We start from the raw sequence: 14,288 nt of genomic DNA on the forward strand, positions 1-14,288 counted from the left end.
TCGGGCAACTTGCGTGCTCACGCGCTCAACCGGTCGACGATCGCGCGCAGCGACTCGTAGCCCTTTTTCGCATACGCGTAGCTCGGCGCGACGGCCGGATCCTGCTCGGCCTCGACGACGAGCCAGCCTTCGTAGCCGGCGTCCTTCAGCGTGCGCAGCGTCGCGTCGTAGTCGAGCGCACCGTCGCCGGGCACCGTGAAGGTGCCGTTGATCACGCCGTTCAGGAAGCTCCAGCCGTCGTTGCGCGCCTGCGTGACGACCTGCGCACGCACGTCCTTGCAATGCACGTGGACCACGCGCGATACATGCTTCTTCAGCAGCGTCACCGGGTCGGCCGCGCCGCCGAAATATGCGTGGCCGGTGTCGAACAGCAGGAACACCTTCGCCGGATCGGTCAGCGCCATCAGCCGGTCGACGTCGTCGGGCGACTCGACGTATGCGCCCATGTGGTGATGGTAGGCGAGCTTGATTCCGTACGTGTCGAGCAGGTGCGCGCCGAACGCGTCGAGGCGCGCCGCGTAGCGCTGCCATGCTGCGTCGTCGACGAAGCGCGGCCGCTTCGCGACCGGCGTGTCGATGCTGCCCTGGATCGTGCCCGCGCATTCGCCGTAGACGACGACCTTCACGTCGTTGTACTGCAGCTTCGTCATGTGCGCGCGGCAGCGCTCGATTTCCGCGGCGACGGCATCGGCGTCGGTCATGCCCGGTTCGACTTCCGCGAGGAAGCCCGAATACCAGCCCGATACGCACACGAGCCCGAACTCGGCGAGCTTCGCCTTCAGCTCGGGGCCCGTCTTCGGAAACTTGTTGCCGAGCTCGAAGCCCGCGTAGCCGATTTCGGCGCCTTCCTTCAGCGCCGTTTCAAGCGGCGTCTCGCCGCCGAGCGACGGCAGGTCGTCGTTCATCCACGACAGGGGATTGATACCGATGCGGACGTTCCAGCTCATGACGTGCTTCCTTGGTTCGAATGTGTTTTTCGCGGGGCGGGTGGGCAGGCTGCGCGCGGCATCAGCGCCGCTGCCGGGTCTTTGCGTCGAGATACGCGCGGTGCGCCTCTTCGACGCCGGCGCGCTCGGATACCTGCGGCACCGCGACTTCCCACCACGCACCGCCGTCGTCGGTCGTGCGCTTGTGCGTGGTGTCGATCACGAGCACCTGGCTCGTCTTCGCCGCGCGCGCGCGCTTCATTTCGCTGCGCAGCTCACCGACGTCGCGCACGTGCACGGCGTCGGCGCCCATCGCGCGCGCGTGCATCGCGAAGTCGATCGTCGAGCGCGCGCCGCCTTCCGGCACGCAGTCGTCGAGCATGTTGTTGAAGCTCGCGCCGCCGCAATTCAGCTGCAGCCGCTCGATGCAGCCGTAGCCGCGGTTGTCGAGGATCACGACGATCAGCTTGCGGCCGAGCATCACGGACGTGGCGAGCTCGGCGTTGAGCATCATGTATGAGCCGTCGCCGACGATCACGATCACTTCGCGTTCGGGCCGCGCGAGCTTCGCGCCGAGGCCGCCCGCGACCTCGTAGCCCATGCACGAGTACGCATAGTCCATGTGGTAGTTGCCCGGCACGCCGCTGCGCCACAGCTTGTGCAGCTCGGCCGGCAGCGTGCCGGCCGCGCACACGACGAGGTCGCCGCGCGCGCTGTCGCGCCCCGCGTCGGCCGCGGAGTCGCGCACCGCGCCGATCACGTCCGCATCGTACGGCAGCGTGTCCTTCGGCACGCGCGTCGTCAGTTCGGTCACGCGTGCGTTCCACGCGGCGGCCTGGTCGCGGTTGGCGGCCGTCCACGCCGCGTCGGCGCGCCAGCCGGCCAGCGCGGCGGACAATTGGCCGAGGCCCGTGCGCGCATCGGCGACCAGCTGCCGGCCGCGTTTCTTGCCCGCGTCGAACGGCTGCACGTTCAGGCTCAGCAGCGTCGCGTCGCCGTAAAGCGCGTGCGAGCCGGTCGTGAAGTCCTGCAGCCGCGTGCCGACCGCGAGCACGACGTCGGCCTGCGCGGCCGCGCGGTTCGCGGCGGGCGAGCCCGTCACGCCGATCGATCCGAGGTTCAGCGGATGGTCCCACGCGAGGCTGCCCTTGCCGGCCTGCGATTCGGCGACCGGCACGCCGTGCGTGTCGGCGAACGCGCGCAGCGCGTCCCATGCCTGGCTGTACAGCACGCCGCCGCCGGCGACGATCAGCGGCTTCTTCGCGGCCTTCAGCACGTCGAGCGCGTCGGCGAGTTCGAGCGGGTCGGCCGGCGGCCGGCGCATCCGGATCACCGGCGGCGCGAAGAATTCCTCGGGCCAGTCGTACGCGAAGGTCTGCACGTCCTGCGGCAGCGCGAGGCACACGGGGCCGCACTGCGCGGGGTCGGTCATCACCTGGATCGCGCGCGGCAGCGCGACGAGCAGTTGCTCGGGCGACGTGATCCGGTCGAAGTAGCGCGTGACCGGGCGGAAGCAGTCGTTCGCACTGACGTCGCCCTGTTCGAAATCCTCGACCTGCTGCAGCACCGGGTCGGGCAGCCGCGACACGAACACGTCGCCGGGCAGCAACAACAGCGGCAGCCGGCCGACGTGCGCGAGCGCGGCCGACGTCAGCATGTTGGTCGCGCCGGGGCCGATGCTCGACGTCGCGGCCATCATCCGCTGGCGGAAATTCGCTTTCGCGAACGCGACGGCCGCGTTGGCCATCCCTTGCTCGTTGTGCGCGCGGAACGTCGGCAGCCGGTCTTTCTCGGCGTGCAACGCTTCGCCGAGCCCGGCCACGTTGCCGTGGCCGAAGATGGCGAACACGCCGCCGCAGTACGGCAGGATCTCGGTGCGGCCGTCGGGCTGGACGACTTCGGCGCGCAGGGCGGCCAGGTAGCGCACGAGCGCCTGGCTGACGGTCAGTCTCACGGTAGGGGTCATCGTTTGTCGATCATGAAGAGTCGGGTGGTCGTCACGGGCACATGCATCAGGCCGCGGCGGCGGCGCGCGCGGCGCCCCGGCGGCCGAGCCACGCGTCCACGAGTTGCGCGAAGTTGCCGGCGACCTCGTCGATCAGCGCCTGGTCGTCGATCCGGCCGGCGAGCCAGTTCAGCGACGCATCGGCCCACAGCGTGCGCCCGACCATGAAGCCCTTGACGATCGGGTCGGTCGCCGAGCGGAAGCTGTCGACGAGATATTGCAGCGGCTGGTTCAGCCCGAGGATCACCGCGCCTCGGCAATGCGGGTCGCGCTCGGCGATCAGCGTAGCGAGCCGCGCCCAGCCGTCGGCACTCAGCGGCGCGAGCTTCCACCATTCGGGCATCACGCCGAGGTTGTAGAAGCGCGCGACCGCACGCAGCACCGCATCGTCCTCGGTGCCGGCCGGCGTGACCGCGCGCGGCGGAATGACTTCCAGCAGCAGCTCGTTGCCGCTGGCGCGCGTGGCTTCCCACAGCTCCAGCACACGCTGCTCCTGCTCGACGCGCAGGTCGACGTCGTCGTCGGGGTGGTAGTGAACGAGGCACTTCACGACCTGCTCGGTCGGCCAGTGCGTGAGCGACGAGCCGACCGAGCGCGTCTCGTCGAAGCGCAGCGGCCGCGAGCCCGGCAGCTCGACCGGGCGGCCGACCCACCAGCCGCGCCCGGTGGCCGACGCGAGCGCGTCGCTGCCGTACGCGCCGCCGTCGATCAGCACGCCGACGTGGCCTTCGATATGACGATCGCGCTCGACCTGTTCGGCCGCGCGCACGAGCAGGCGCTTCAGCGTCTTGATCCGCGCCTCGTCCGCGCCGGCCTGCACCGCGAGTTCGTAGAACTGGCTGCGATGGTCGAACGCCATCACGCACAGGTCGTCCCATTCGCGGCGCGGCACCGTGACGCGATGCAGGTGCGCGAGCGTGCGGTCCGCGTCGACCACGGGATTGCGGCTGCCGTCGAACCAGTGCGCGAGTTCGGCCGGCGTCGGCATCGCGGCCGAGCACGCATGGCGCGACACGACGATCGCGCCGCATGCGTTCGCGATGCGCGTCGATTCGGCCCAGTCACGTCCGCGCAGCAGCCCCGACAGCAGGCCCGACAGGAACGCGTCGCCCGCGCCGAGCACGTTGAGCACCTCGACGCGTTCGCCGAGGAAGGTCGGCGCATCGTCGATCCGCGCGGGGATGTCGCCTTCGATCACGCAGCAGCCGAGCGCGCCGCGCTTGACGACCAGCGTGGCGTTCGTGATCCCGCGCACCGCCTGCAACGAACCGATCAGATCGTGCGGCACGCCGCCCGCGATCAGGAATTCCTCTTCGGTGCCGACCAGCAGGTCGAATTCGCCGAGCACCTGCTGCAACTGTCGCGTCACCTGCGCGTCCGGCACGTAGCGGTTCTCGCCCGCGCCGCGCGCGGTCAGCCCCCACAGCACGGGCCGATAGTCGATATCGAGGATCCGCACGACGCCGTGGCGGCGCGCGTAGCCGAGCGCGGTCATCGACGCCTCACGCGTGGCCGGCGTCGAAAGGTGCGTGCCGGTGATCGCGAGCGCGCGGCAGCCGGCGATGAAGTCCTCGCGGATCTCGTCGGCGCGCACGGCCATGTCCGCGCAGTTCTCGCGCACGAACAGCAGCGGGAACGTGTCGCGATCCTTCAGCCCGAGCAGCACCAGCGCGGTGAGGCGCTCGCGGTCGGTCTGCAGCTGGCTCGTGTCGCAGCCTTCGCGCTCGAGCGTCTCGCGCACGAAGCGGCCCATCTGCTCGTCGCCGACGCGCGAGATCATCGCGGTCTTCAGCCCGAGCCGGGCCACGCCGAACGCGACGTTGCCCGACGAGCCGCCGAGATACATCTGGAAGCTGCGCGCGTCCTCCAGGCGGCTGCCGTACTGCTGCGCATAGAGATCCACGGCCACACGGCCGAGGCAGGCGAGATCGATGGGGCGGTCACTCGGAAAGTTCAGCAGGCTCATATCACGTATCACGCTCGCGGCCGGCGTTCGGCGCTGCCGGCAGTTTAGGGGGACCGATCTTCCGGCGACGGTCCGCAACGTGCGCTGCACGACGCGAGGCTGCCTGCCGCAAGGAATCGGGCTACGGACGCAGTCTAGACTTTTTGGAAATCCAGTTCCCTAGGTGAAATCACGTAGAAATAAATTTCCAAATTTTCGAGGAAGTGATCTACAGTTTCATCCGGATGCTTCAGTCCGTATCGGACTCGGCCCGGCGGCGCGCAACGCGCCGTCTTCCGCCCCCCGGAGATGAGGAGACAGATTGATCATGAAGACCAAGCTGATGGCCGTCGCGGCCGCCGCGATCCTGGCTGCGCCGCTTGCGCACGCCGAAAAGATCGGCGTGACGATGGCGTCGTTCGACGACACGTTCCTGACGATCCTGCGCAACAGCATCAACGACGCAGCGAAGAAGGACGGTGCGACGGTGCAGATCGAGGACGGCGGCAACGACGTCGGCAAGCAGTTGAGCCAGGTTCAGAACATGATCGCGCAGAAGGTCGACGCGATCATCGTGAACGCGGTCGACACCGACGCGACGCCGAAGATCACGAAGATGGTGACGGCGGCGAAGATCCCGCTCGTCTACGTGAACCGCAAGCCGGTCGATTTCGACAAGCTGCCGGCCGGCGTCGCGGTCGTCGCGTCCGACGAGAAGCAGTCGGGCACGCTGCAGGCGCGCCAGGTGTGCAAGCTGCTCGGCGGCAAGGGCGACCTGCTCGTGCTGATGGGCGAACTGTCCAACGAATCGGCGCGCGCCCGCACCAAGGACATCGAGGACGTGATCGCGACGAAGGACTGCTCGGGCATGAAGATCGTCGACAAGCGCGAAGGCAAGTGGAGCCGCACGCAGGGCCAGGACATCACGATGAACTGGCTGAGCTCCGGGACGAAGTTCGACGCGATCGTGTCGAACAACGACGAGATGGCGATCGGCGCGATCAACGCGCTGAAGGCCGCGCGCAAGTGGACGCCGAAGACCGTCGTCGCCGGCATCGACGCGACGCCGGACGGCCTCGCATCGATGAAGAGCGGCGAGCTGAAGGTGTCCGTATACCAGAACGCGATCGGGCAGGGCGCGCAGTCGGTTGCCGCCGCGCTGAAGCTCGCGAAGAAGCAGAACGTCGACCGCTTCGTGAACGTGCCGTTCGAGCTCGTGACGCCCGAGAACATGAACCAGTACGCCAAGCACTGACCGGCTTTTCCGTTGAACTGCGCGGGCCCGGCCTGGCCGGGCCCGCGCGACTTGTCGAGGAACGTCCATGTTTACAGCCAGGATCGCGCGCCCGATGGCCGGCGTCGACGCGCCGGCCGCTTCATCCGGAGGATCGCCCGGCGCATCCGGATCGTCCGGTTCGCCGGCTTCTGCCGCGGCCGACTGCGTGCTCGAGGTGCGCGGCGTCGGCAAGTCCTTTCCCGGCGTCGTCGCGCTCGACGGCGTGCAGTTCCGCGTGCGCCGCGGCACCGTCCATGCGCTGATGGGCGAGAACGGCGCGGGCAAGTCGACGCTGATGAAGATCATCGCGGGCGTCTACACGCCCGATCAGGGCGAGATCCTGATCAACGGCGAACCCGTCGTGCTGAACGGCCCGCTTGATGCGCTCGACCGCGGGATCGCGATGATCCACCAGGAACTCAACCTGATGCCGTACATGACGGTCGCGGAGAACATCTGGATCCGCCGCGAACCGAAGAACCGCTTCGGCCTGATCGATCACGCGGCGCTGCGCCGCCGCACGGCCGCGCTGTTCGAGCGGCTGTCGATCGACATCGATCCGGAAACCGACGTGCGCACGCTGACGGTCGCGAGCCGGCAGATGGTCGAGATCGCGAAGGCCGTGTCGTTCGACTCGGACGTGCTGATCATGGACGAGCCGACGTCGGCGCTGACCGACAAGGAAGTCACGCATCTGTTCCGGATCATTCGCCAGCTGCGCGAGCAGGGCAAGGGCATCGTCTACATCACGCACAAGATGAACGAGCTGTTCGAGATCGCCGACGAGTTCTCGGTGTTCCGCGACGGCAAGTACATCGGCACGCATGCGTCGAGCGACGTCACGCGCGACGACATCATCCGCATGATGGTCGGGCGCGAGATCACGCAGATGTTCCCGAAGGAAGAGGTGCCGATCGGCGACGTCGTGCTGTCGGTGAAGAACCTCGGCGTCGACGGCGTGTTCCGCGACGTGAGCTTCGAGCTGCGCGCGGGCGAGATCCTCGGCGTCGCGGGCCTGGTCGGCTCGGGGCGCTCGAACGTCGCGGAGGCGCTGTTCGGCGTCGTGCCGGCCACGTCGGGCGAGATCCGGATCGACGGCAAGCCGGTGCGGATCGCGACGCCCGCGCAGGCGATGAAGCACGGGATGGCGTTCCTGACCGAGGACCGCAAGGACAGCGGCTGCTTCCTGAATCTCGACCTGCTCGCGAACATGGAAGCGGCGGTGCTCAGCAACCGTTACGTGAAGTTCAATTTCGTGCAGCAGGCGCAGTTGAAGCGCGACTGCGAGGAAATGAGCCGGATGCTGCGCGTGAAGTCGCCCGGCCTGCACGAGGAAATCCAGAACCTGTCGGGCGGCAACCAGCAAAAGGTGCTGATCGGGCGCTGGCTGCTCACGCAGCCGCGCATCCTGATCCTCGACGAACCGACGCGCGGCATCGACGTCGGTGCGAAGGCCGAGATTCACCGGCTCGTCAGCGCGCTCGCCGGCAAGGGCGTCGCGGTGCTGATGATCTCGTCGGAGATGCCGGAGGTGCTGGGGATGAGCGACCGCGTGATGGTGATGCACGAAGGGCGCATGACCGGCATCGTCGAACGCAAGGACGCCGACCAGGTCCGCATCATGGATCTCGCGTCGCGCTGAGCCGAAACAAGATTGGAGACAACTGAAATGGGCAACCTGAATCCGGTCGCGGACGCGCAGACCATGACAATCAAGACGCGGCACACGAAGTGGCCGCCCGAGCTGAGCATCTTTCTCGTGCTGGTCGGCATCAGCCTGTTCTTCGAGATCGTCGGCTGGATCGTCGTCGGCCAGAGCTTCCTGTTCAATGCCGAGCGGCTCGAGATCATCGTGCTGCAGATGGCCGTGATCGGCATCATCGCGGTCGGCGTGAACCTCGTGATCATCACCAGCGGGATCGACCTGTCGTCGGGGTCGGTCGTGGCGGCTGCCGCCGTCGTGTCGGCGAGCCTCGCGCAGGTGTCCGACTTCCCGCGCGCGGTGTTTCCGCACCTGACCGACCTGCCGATCATCTGGCCGGTGCTGGCCGGCGTGTGCGTCGGGCTGCTGGTCGGGCTGCTGAACGGCTCGCTGATCGCGATGACGGGCATTCCGCCGTTCATCGCGACGCTCGGCACGATGGTCGCCGCACGCGGGTTCGCGAAGTGGTTTACCAACGGGATGCCCGTGTCGATGCTGACCGACCCGTTCGCGGCCATCGGCGCGGGCGCCAATCCGGTGATCATCTTTCTCGTGATCGCCGCGATCTTCCACGTCGTGCTGCGCTACACGCGCTTCGGCAAGTACACCTATGCGATCGGCGCGAACCGCCACGCGGCCGTCGTGTCGGGCATCAACGTCACGCGTCACCTGGTCTTCGTCTATGCGATCGCGGGCCTGCTGAGCGGGATCGCCGGTACCGTGACGGCCGCGCGCGCGATCTCGGGACAGTCGGGCATGGGCGTGATGTACGAGCTCGATGCGATCGCGGCGGTCGTGATCGGCGGCACGTCGCTGTCGGGCGGCCTCGGCCGCGTGACGGGCACCGTGATCGGCGTGCTGATCCTCGGTGTGATGACGTCGGGCTTCACGTTCATCCGCATCGACGCGTATTACCAGGAGATGGTCAAGGGCGCGATCATCGTCGCGGCCGTGATCGCCGACCAGTATCGCAACAAGAAGAAGCGTCGCTGACCCTGCCGGTCCGACCGGAATCCGATATTGCCAAGGAAGCCTGATGAAGATCGCGCTGGACCCGTACATGATTCGCCACCTGCCGCTCGACCGGCTGCCGCACGCGGTGGCCGAGCTCGGCTACGACCAGATCGAGTTGTCGCCACGCAGCGATTTCCTCGACTGGTGGGTGATGCCGCGCGCGACGCGCGAACGCATGGCCGCGTTTCGCCAGGCGATGCGTGCGAGCGGTGTCGGCCTCGCGTCGCTGCAGCCGATGTACCGCTGGGCGAGCCCGTTCGACGACGAGCGGTTATGGGCTGTGCGCTGCTGGAAGAAGGCGATCGAGGTCGCGGTCGAAATGGAGTGCGCGCTGATGGTGTCCGAGTTCGGGCGTGGCGCGTCGCCGGAGCGCTCGGTCGGCGAGCGGCCGGGCGCGAACCCGAAGGAGCTGTGCGAAGCCGCGTGGTTCCGTTCGATGGACGAGCTGCTGCCGATTCTCGAACGCGAGGGCATCGTGCTGTCGGTCGAGCCGCATCCGGAGGACTGGATCGAGCAGCTGCAGCCGGCGATCGACATCGTGACGAACCTCGGCTCGCCGTCGCTGAAGCTGTCGTATATCGCGCCGCACACGTTCTACTACGGCGACGACATGGCCGCGATGATCGCACAGGCCGCGCCGATCCTGGCGCACGTGCGCGTGGCCGACACCTTCGACCACCGCAAGAGCAGCCAGCTGCGCTACATCGTGAACCCGCCGGGTTCGAACCAGATCCGCGTGCACCAGCATCTCGACATCGGGCAGGGCGAGATCGATTGGGACGTGTTTTTCCGCGCGCTAGGCGCCGCGGGCTTCGACGGCGTGATGTCGTCGTGCGTGTTCGCGTGGGAGGACCGCGCGGAAGCGTCGTCGCGCTACATGCGCGACACGATCCAGCGCTACGTCGATCGTCATTTCGATCGCACGGCGCGCTGAACGATTACTGACCGGCGCGGCACGGGCCGCGCCGCTGATGAAACGACTGGAGACTCCCGGATGATCTTGCAAATCGGCGTGATCGGCTGCGGCGCGATCGGCCAGGACCATATCCGCAGATTGACCTGCACGCTGTCCGGTGCGCGCGTGGTGGCCGTCAACGACATCGATCCGCAGCAGGCGCGCGATGCGGTGTCGAAGTACGGGCTCGACGCCGAGATCTACGGCGACGGCCATGAAGTGGTCGCGGCCGCCGACGTGCAGGCCGTGCTCGTCACGTCGTGGGGGCCGACCCACGAAGCGTTCGTGCTCGACGCGATCGCGCACGGCAAGCCCGTGTTCTGCGAGAAGCCGCTCGCCGTCACGGCCGACGGCTGCATGCGGATCGTCGAAGCGGAAGTCGCGCACGGCAAGCGGCTCGTGCAGGTCGGCTTCATGCGGCCGTACGACGAAGGCTATCGCGCGCTGAAGCGCGTGATCGACAGCGGCGAGATCGGCGCGCCGCTGATGCTGCATTGCGCGCACCGGAACCAGTCGGTCGGCGAGCGCTACACGACCGACATGGCGATCACCGACACGCTGATCCACGAGCTCGACGTGCTGCGCTGGCTGCTCGGCGAGGATTACGCGAGCGCGCAGGTCGTTTATCCGAAGAAGACGCGCCATGCGTCCGCGCATCTCGCCGATCCGCAGATCGTGCTGCTGGAAACCGCGAGCGGCGTGCGCATCGACGTCGAGATTTTCGTGAACTGCCAGTACGGCTATGACATCCAGTGCGAGGTGGTCGGCGAGCAGGGCATCGCGAAGCTGCCGGATCCGCCGGCCGTGGGGCTCAAGCGCGCGGCGCGGCAATCGGTCGACATCATGACCGACTGGAAGGAGCGCTTCATCGCGTCGTACGACGTCGAGCTGCAGGCGTTCATCGACGGCGTGCGGCAGGGTGCGTTGACGGGCCCGTCGGCATGGGACGGCTACGCGGCGGCGGTTGCGGCCGACGCGTGCGTGCGGGCGCAAAAGAGCGGCGCGGTCGAACCGATCGCGATGGCCGAGCGCCCCGCGTTCTATCGCGGCTGAACCGTGGCCGCGTCGCGACGACTCGTGCGGCCGTGCGCCGCTTTTCTGCCGGACTGACCAACATGACGATGAAGATTGGTTGCGCACCCTGCTGCTGGGGCGTCGACGACGTGAAGAACCCGCACCTGCCGCCGTGGCGGCACGTGCTCGCCGAAGCCGCGCAGGCCGGCTACTCGGGCATCGAGCTCGGGCCGTACGGCTATATCCCGCTCGAACTCGACGTGGTGAGCGCCGAACTCGAGCGGCAGCGCCTGAGCATCACCGCCGGCACGATCTTCGACGATCTCGTGTCGCCGGAGAACCTGCCGAACCTGCTGCGCCAGACGCGCGAGATCTGCGCGCTGATCTCGCGGCTGCCGAAGCTGCCGACGCAGCACGGGCAGCGCCACGCGGCGCCGTACCTGGTCGTGATGGACTGGGGGCATGAAGAACGCGATTACGCGGCCGGCCACGCCGATCGCGCGCCGCGGCTGTCCGGCGAACGCTGGGCGCGGATGGTCGAGCACATCCGGCAGATCGCGACGATCGCGCGCGACGAGTTCGGCGTGCGCGCGGTGATCCATCCGCATGCGGGCGGCTACATCGAGTTCGCGGACGAAATCGACCGGATCGTCGCCGACCTGCCGGCCGACACGGTCGGCCTTTGTCTCGATACGGGCCACCTGTACTACTCGGGCATGGACCCGGAGGCCTGGCTGCGCCGCCATGCGGCGAGCGTCGACTACGTGCATTTCAAGGATATCGACAAGGCCGTGTACGACGCGGTGATGGGCGAGCACATCGCGTTCTTCGCCGCATGCGCGCGCGGCGTGATGTGCCCGATCGGCACCGGCGTGCTCGACTACCGGTCGATCCGGCACGCGCTCGACGACATCGGCTACGCGGGCTACATCACGATCGAGCAGGAGCGCGATCCGCGCAATGCGGGCACGAGCCTGCGCGACGTCGCCGCGAGCCGCGCGTTTCTCGCGTCGGCCGGCTTCGCATGAACATTCGCACTACCGAAACCCTGAACACGGACCAGGAACACCACCATCATGATTGACGGACAGATTCTGCTTGGACACTCGATTCGCTGGGGCATGGTCGGCGGCGGGCTCGGCAGCCAGATCGGCTACAGCCACCGGTCGGCCGCGCTGCGCGACGGCAGCTTCGAGCTGGTCGCCGGCGCGTTCGACATCGATCCCGAACGCGGCCGCCAGTTCGGCGTGAAGCTCGGCGTCGCGGCCGAGCGCTGCTATCCCGACTACGCGACGATGTTCGACGCCGAGGCGCGCCGCCCGGACGGCATTCGCGCGGTGTCGATCGCGACGCCGAACAACACGCACTTCGAGATCTGCCGCGCCGCGCTGAATGCGGGGCTGCACGTGGTCTGCGAGAAGCCGCTGTGCTTCACGACCGACGAGGCCGAGACGCTGCAGCGCCTGTCGGTCGAGAAGAACCGGATCGTCGGCGTCGCATACGGCTATTCGGGTCACCAGATGATCGAACAGGCGCGCGAGATGATCGCGCGCGGCGATCTCGGCGAGATCCGCATCGTGCAGATGCAGTTCGCGCACGGCTTCCACAGCGAAGGTGTCGAGGCCGCGAGCGCGGCCGCGCGCTGGCGCGTCGACCCGAAATTCGCGGGTCCGAGCTACGTGCTCGGCGACATCGGCACGCATCCGCTGTACATCTCCGAGGTGATGGCGCCCGAGCTGAAGATCCGGCGGCTGATGTGTTCGCGGCAGAGCTTCGTGAAGAGCCGCGCGCCGCTCGAGGACAACGCGTTCACGATCATGGAATACGACACGGGCGCGGTCGGCTACGTGTGGTCGAGCGCGGTGAACGCGGGTTCGATGCACAGCCAGAAGGTGAGGGTGATCGGTTCGAAGGCGAGCATCGAATGGTGGGACGAGCATCCGAACCAGTTGCGCTACGAAGTGCAGGGGCAGCCCGCGCAGGTGCTCGATCGCGGGATGGGTTACCTGCATCCGAATGCGTTGCGCGAGGATCGCATCGGCGCCGGGCATCCGGAAGGGCTGTTCGAGGCCTGGTCGAATCTCTACGCGCGCTTCGCGCTCGCGATGGACGCGGCTGATCGCGGCGACGCCGCGGCGCTGAAGGGCATCCGCTTTCCGGACGTCCACGCGGGCGTCGAGGGCGTCCGATGGGTCGAGAACTGCGTGCGTTCCGCCGACGCGGGCGGCGTATGGGTCGACTATCGCTGAGCAGGGCAGGCCGGATGCGGCGCGCCGCGCGCCGCTTCGCTCCGGCCGTCGGCCTCGCTAGACTCGGTAGACACCCTAATCTTTACGACGCCGCGAGAGCGTTGGACAATCGTTTCCAGTCTTGCCGTGGAGCGTGTGCAGGTGATGATCGAGCGCGTGGGAGCGACACGCGCGGCGCGGGCCGTGCCGCAAACGTGATTAAATTCGCCCTTCATGCATGTATCCAGGGGAGTCCCGGGCCGCGTCCGCCAGCATCGCGCGCGCACCGGGGCCGTCTACTTCGCGCCATCCGATGAGTTCATCCGAGAAACCTCCCGCCACCGTCGAGCAGTTCCTGCAGCACCTGACGCAGGAATACGACAGCCTCAGCAATCGCCTGAAGGTCATTGCGCGCCACGTGGAAACGCATCGGGACCAGCTGGGCCTGGAAGGCATCCAGTCGCTCGCGGAAGCGTGCGGCGTCCAGCCGTCGGCCGTCGTGCGCTTCGCGAAGCATTTCGGCTTCTCCGGCTTCTCCGAGATGCAGCGGCTGTTCCGCGAAGGGCTTGCGCAGCAGATCGCGCCGGGGCGCGCATACAACCTGCGGCTGCGCGACGTGATCGAATCGGGCTCGTCGAGCCTGCAGCCCGAGCAGATCGCCGACGAATTCATCAAGGGCAGCATTGCCGGGATGCAGCAGTTGAGGCAGACGCTCGACCCGCAGGCGCTCGCGCAGGCCGTCGAGCTGCTCGCCGACACGCAGGCGATCTGGATCGCCGGCTCGCGGCGCGCGTTTCCGATCGCCGTGTATCTCGACTACGCGCTGCAGCACACCGACAAGCGCATCGGGCTGTTCAGCGCGCTCGGCAGCATGCATCTCGGGCAGATCCGGTCGGTGCGCAACGGCGACGTGATGATCGTCGTCTCGTTCATGCCGTATGCGGACGAGACCGTGCAGGTCGCGCAGCAGGCCGTGCAACGCGGCGCGCGCCTGATCGCGATCACCGACAGCCGGATGAGCCCGCTCGCGCGGGAGGCCGAGGTGACGCTGATGGTGCAGGACAGCGAGACGTTCGGGTTCCGTGCGCTGACGGCCACGATGGGCCTCGCGCAGAGCCTGTTCGTCGCGCTCGCGTACCGGCTCGAACTGTCGTACCTGCCGACCGCCGACGGTGCGCACGGCAAGAAAGCCGGCTGACGCGTTCTGCCGGCGCACCGCCCGC

11 protein-coding genes are annotated in these 14,288 nt (G+C 67.8%); 8 read left to right on the plus strand and 3 right to left on the minus strand.

Features of this window, described 5'->3' with window-relative positions:
* Positions 1 to 17 precede the first annotated feature (17 nt).
* The 3 genes from iolE to ACNQQL_RS23525 form a co-directional block, all read right to left on the minus strand.
* Complete coding sequence (iolE, locus tag ACNQQL_RS23515; RefSeq protein WP_072444372.1) at positions 18 to 947, minus strand: myo-inosose-2 dehydratase; 930 nt, start codon at positions 945 to 947, stop codon at positions 18 to 20.
* Between the two features lie 61 nt (positions 948 to 1,008).
* A complete protein-coding gene (gene iolD, locus ACNQQL_RS23520) occupies positions 1,009 to 2,892 on the minus strand; it encodes a 3D-(3,5/4)-trihydroxycyclohexane-1,2-dione acylhydrolase (decyclizing) (RefSeq protein ID WP_347066057.1) in 1,884 nt (627 codons plus the stop codon).
* Positions 2,893 to 2,938: 46 nt separating this feature from the next.
* Positions 2,939 to 4,897, minus strand: coding sequence for a bifunctional 5-dehydro-2-deoxygluconokinase/5-dehydro-2-deoxyphosphogluconate aldolase (locus ACNQQL_RS23525; RefSeq protein ID WP_347066059.1), 1,959 nt, complete (start codon positions 4,895 to 4,897; stop codon positions 2,939 to 2,941).
* A gap of 307 nt (positions 4,898 to 5,204) precedes the next feature.
* Between ACNQQL_RS23525 and ACNQQL_RS23530 the strand changes: the two genes are divergently transcribed.
* The 8 genes from ACNQQL_RS23530 to ACNQQL_RS23565 all read left to right on the plus strand — a co-directional run bounded on the left by ACNQQL_RS23530 (position 5,205) and on the right by ACNQQL_RS23565 (position 14,263).
* Positions 5,205 to 6,131: a sugar ABC transporter substrate-binding protein gene (locus ACNQQL_RS23530; RefSeq protein WP_175961624.1), complete on the plus strand. Its 927-nt coding sequence runs from the start codon at positions 5,205 to 5,207 to the stop codon at positions 6,129 to 6,131.
* A 67-nt stretch (positions 6,132 to 6,198) separates the two neighbouring features.
* A complete protein-coding gene (locus ACNQQL_RS23535) occupies positions 6,199 to 7,794 on the plus strand; it encodes a sugar ABC transporter ATP-binding protein (protein WP_204426217.1) in 1,596 nt (531 codons plus the stop codon).
* Between the two features lie 27 nt (positions 7,795 to 7,821).
* Positions 7,822 to 8,847: an ABC transporter permease gene (locus tag ACNQQL_RS23540; protein WP_347066062.1), complete on the plus strand. Its 1,026-nt coding sequence runs from the start codon at positions 7,822 to 7,824 to the stop codon at positions 8,845 to 8,847.
* 43 nt (positions 8,848 to 8,890) lie between these two features.
* Positions 8,891 to 9,802, plus strand: a complete 912-nt coding sequence (locus ACNQQL_RS23545) for a sugar phosphate isomerase/epimerase (protein WP_347066064.1) — start codon at positions 8,891 to 8,893, stop codon at positions 9,800 to 9,802.
* A gap of 60 nt (positions 9,803 to 9,862) precedes the next feature.
* Positions 9,863 to 10,876, plus strand: a complete 1,014-nt coding sequence (locus ACNQQL_RS23550) for a Gfo/Idh/MocA family oxidoreductase (RefSeq protein WP_347066066.1) — start codon at positions 9,863 to 9,865, stop codon at positions 10,874 to 10,876.
* Positions 10,877 to 10,938: 62 nt separating this feature from the next.
* The gene (locus tag ACNQQL_RS23555) at positions 10,939 to 11,865 is read left to right on the plus strand and encodes a TIM barrel protein (RefSeq protein WP_347066068.1); all 927 of its coding nucleotides are present in this window, start codon (positions 10,939 to 10,941) and stop codon (positions 11,863 to 11,865) included.
* Between the two features lie 48 nt (positions 11,866 to 11,913).
* Positions 11,914 to 13,086, plus strand: a complete 1,173-nt coding sequence (locus tag ACNQQL_RS23560; protein WP_347066070.1) for a Gfo/Idh/MocA family oxidoreductase — start codon at positions 11,914 to 11,916, stop codon at positions 13,084 to 13,086.
* Positions 13,087 to 13,378: 292 nt separating this feature from the next.
* Entirely contained in the window at positions 13,379 to 14,263 is an 885-nt protein-coding gene (locus tag ACNQQL_RS23565) for a MurR/RpiR family transcriptional regulator (protein WP_072444351.1), read from the plus strand.
* Positions 14,264 to 14,288: the final 25 nt, after the last annotated feature.

Source organism: Burkholderia sp. LFS061, assembly GCF_047978125.1.
Lineage (GTDB): Bacteria > Pseudomonadota > Gammaproteobacteria > Burkholderiales > Burkholderiaceae > Burkholderia > Burkholderia pyrrocinia_C.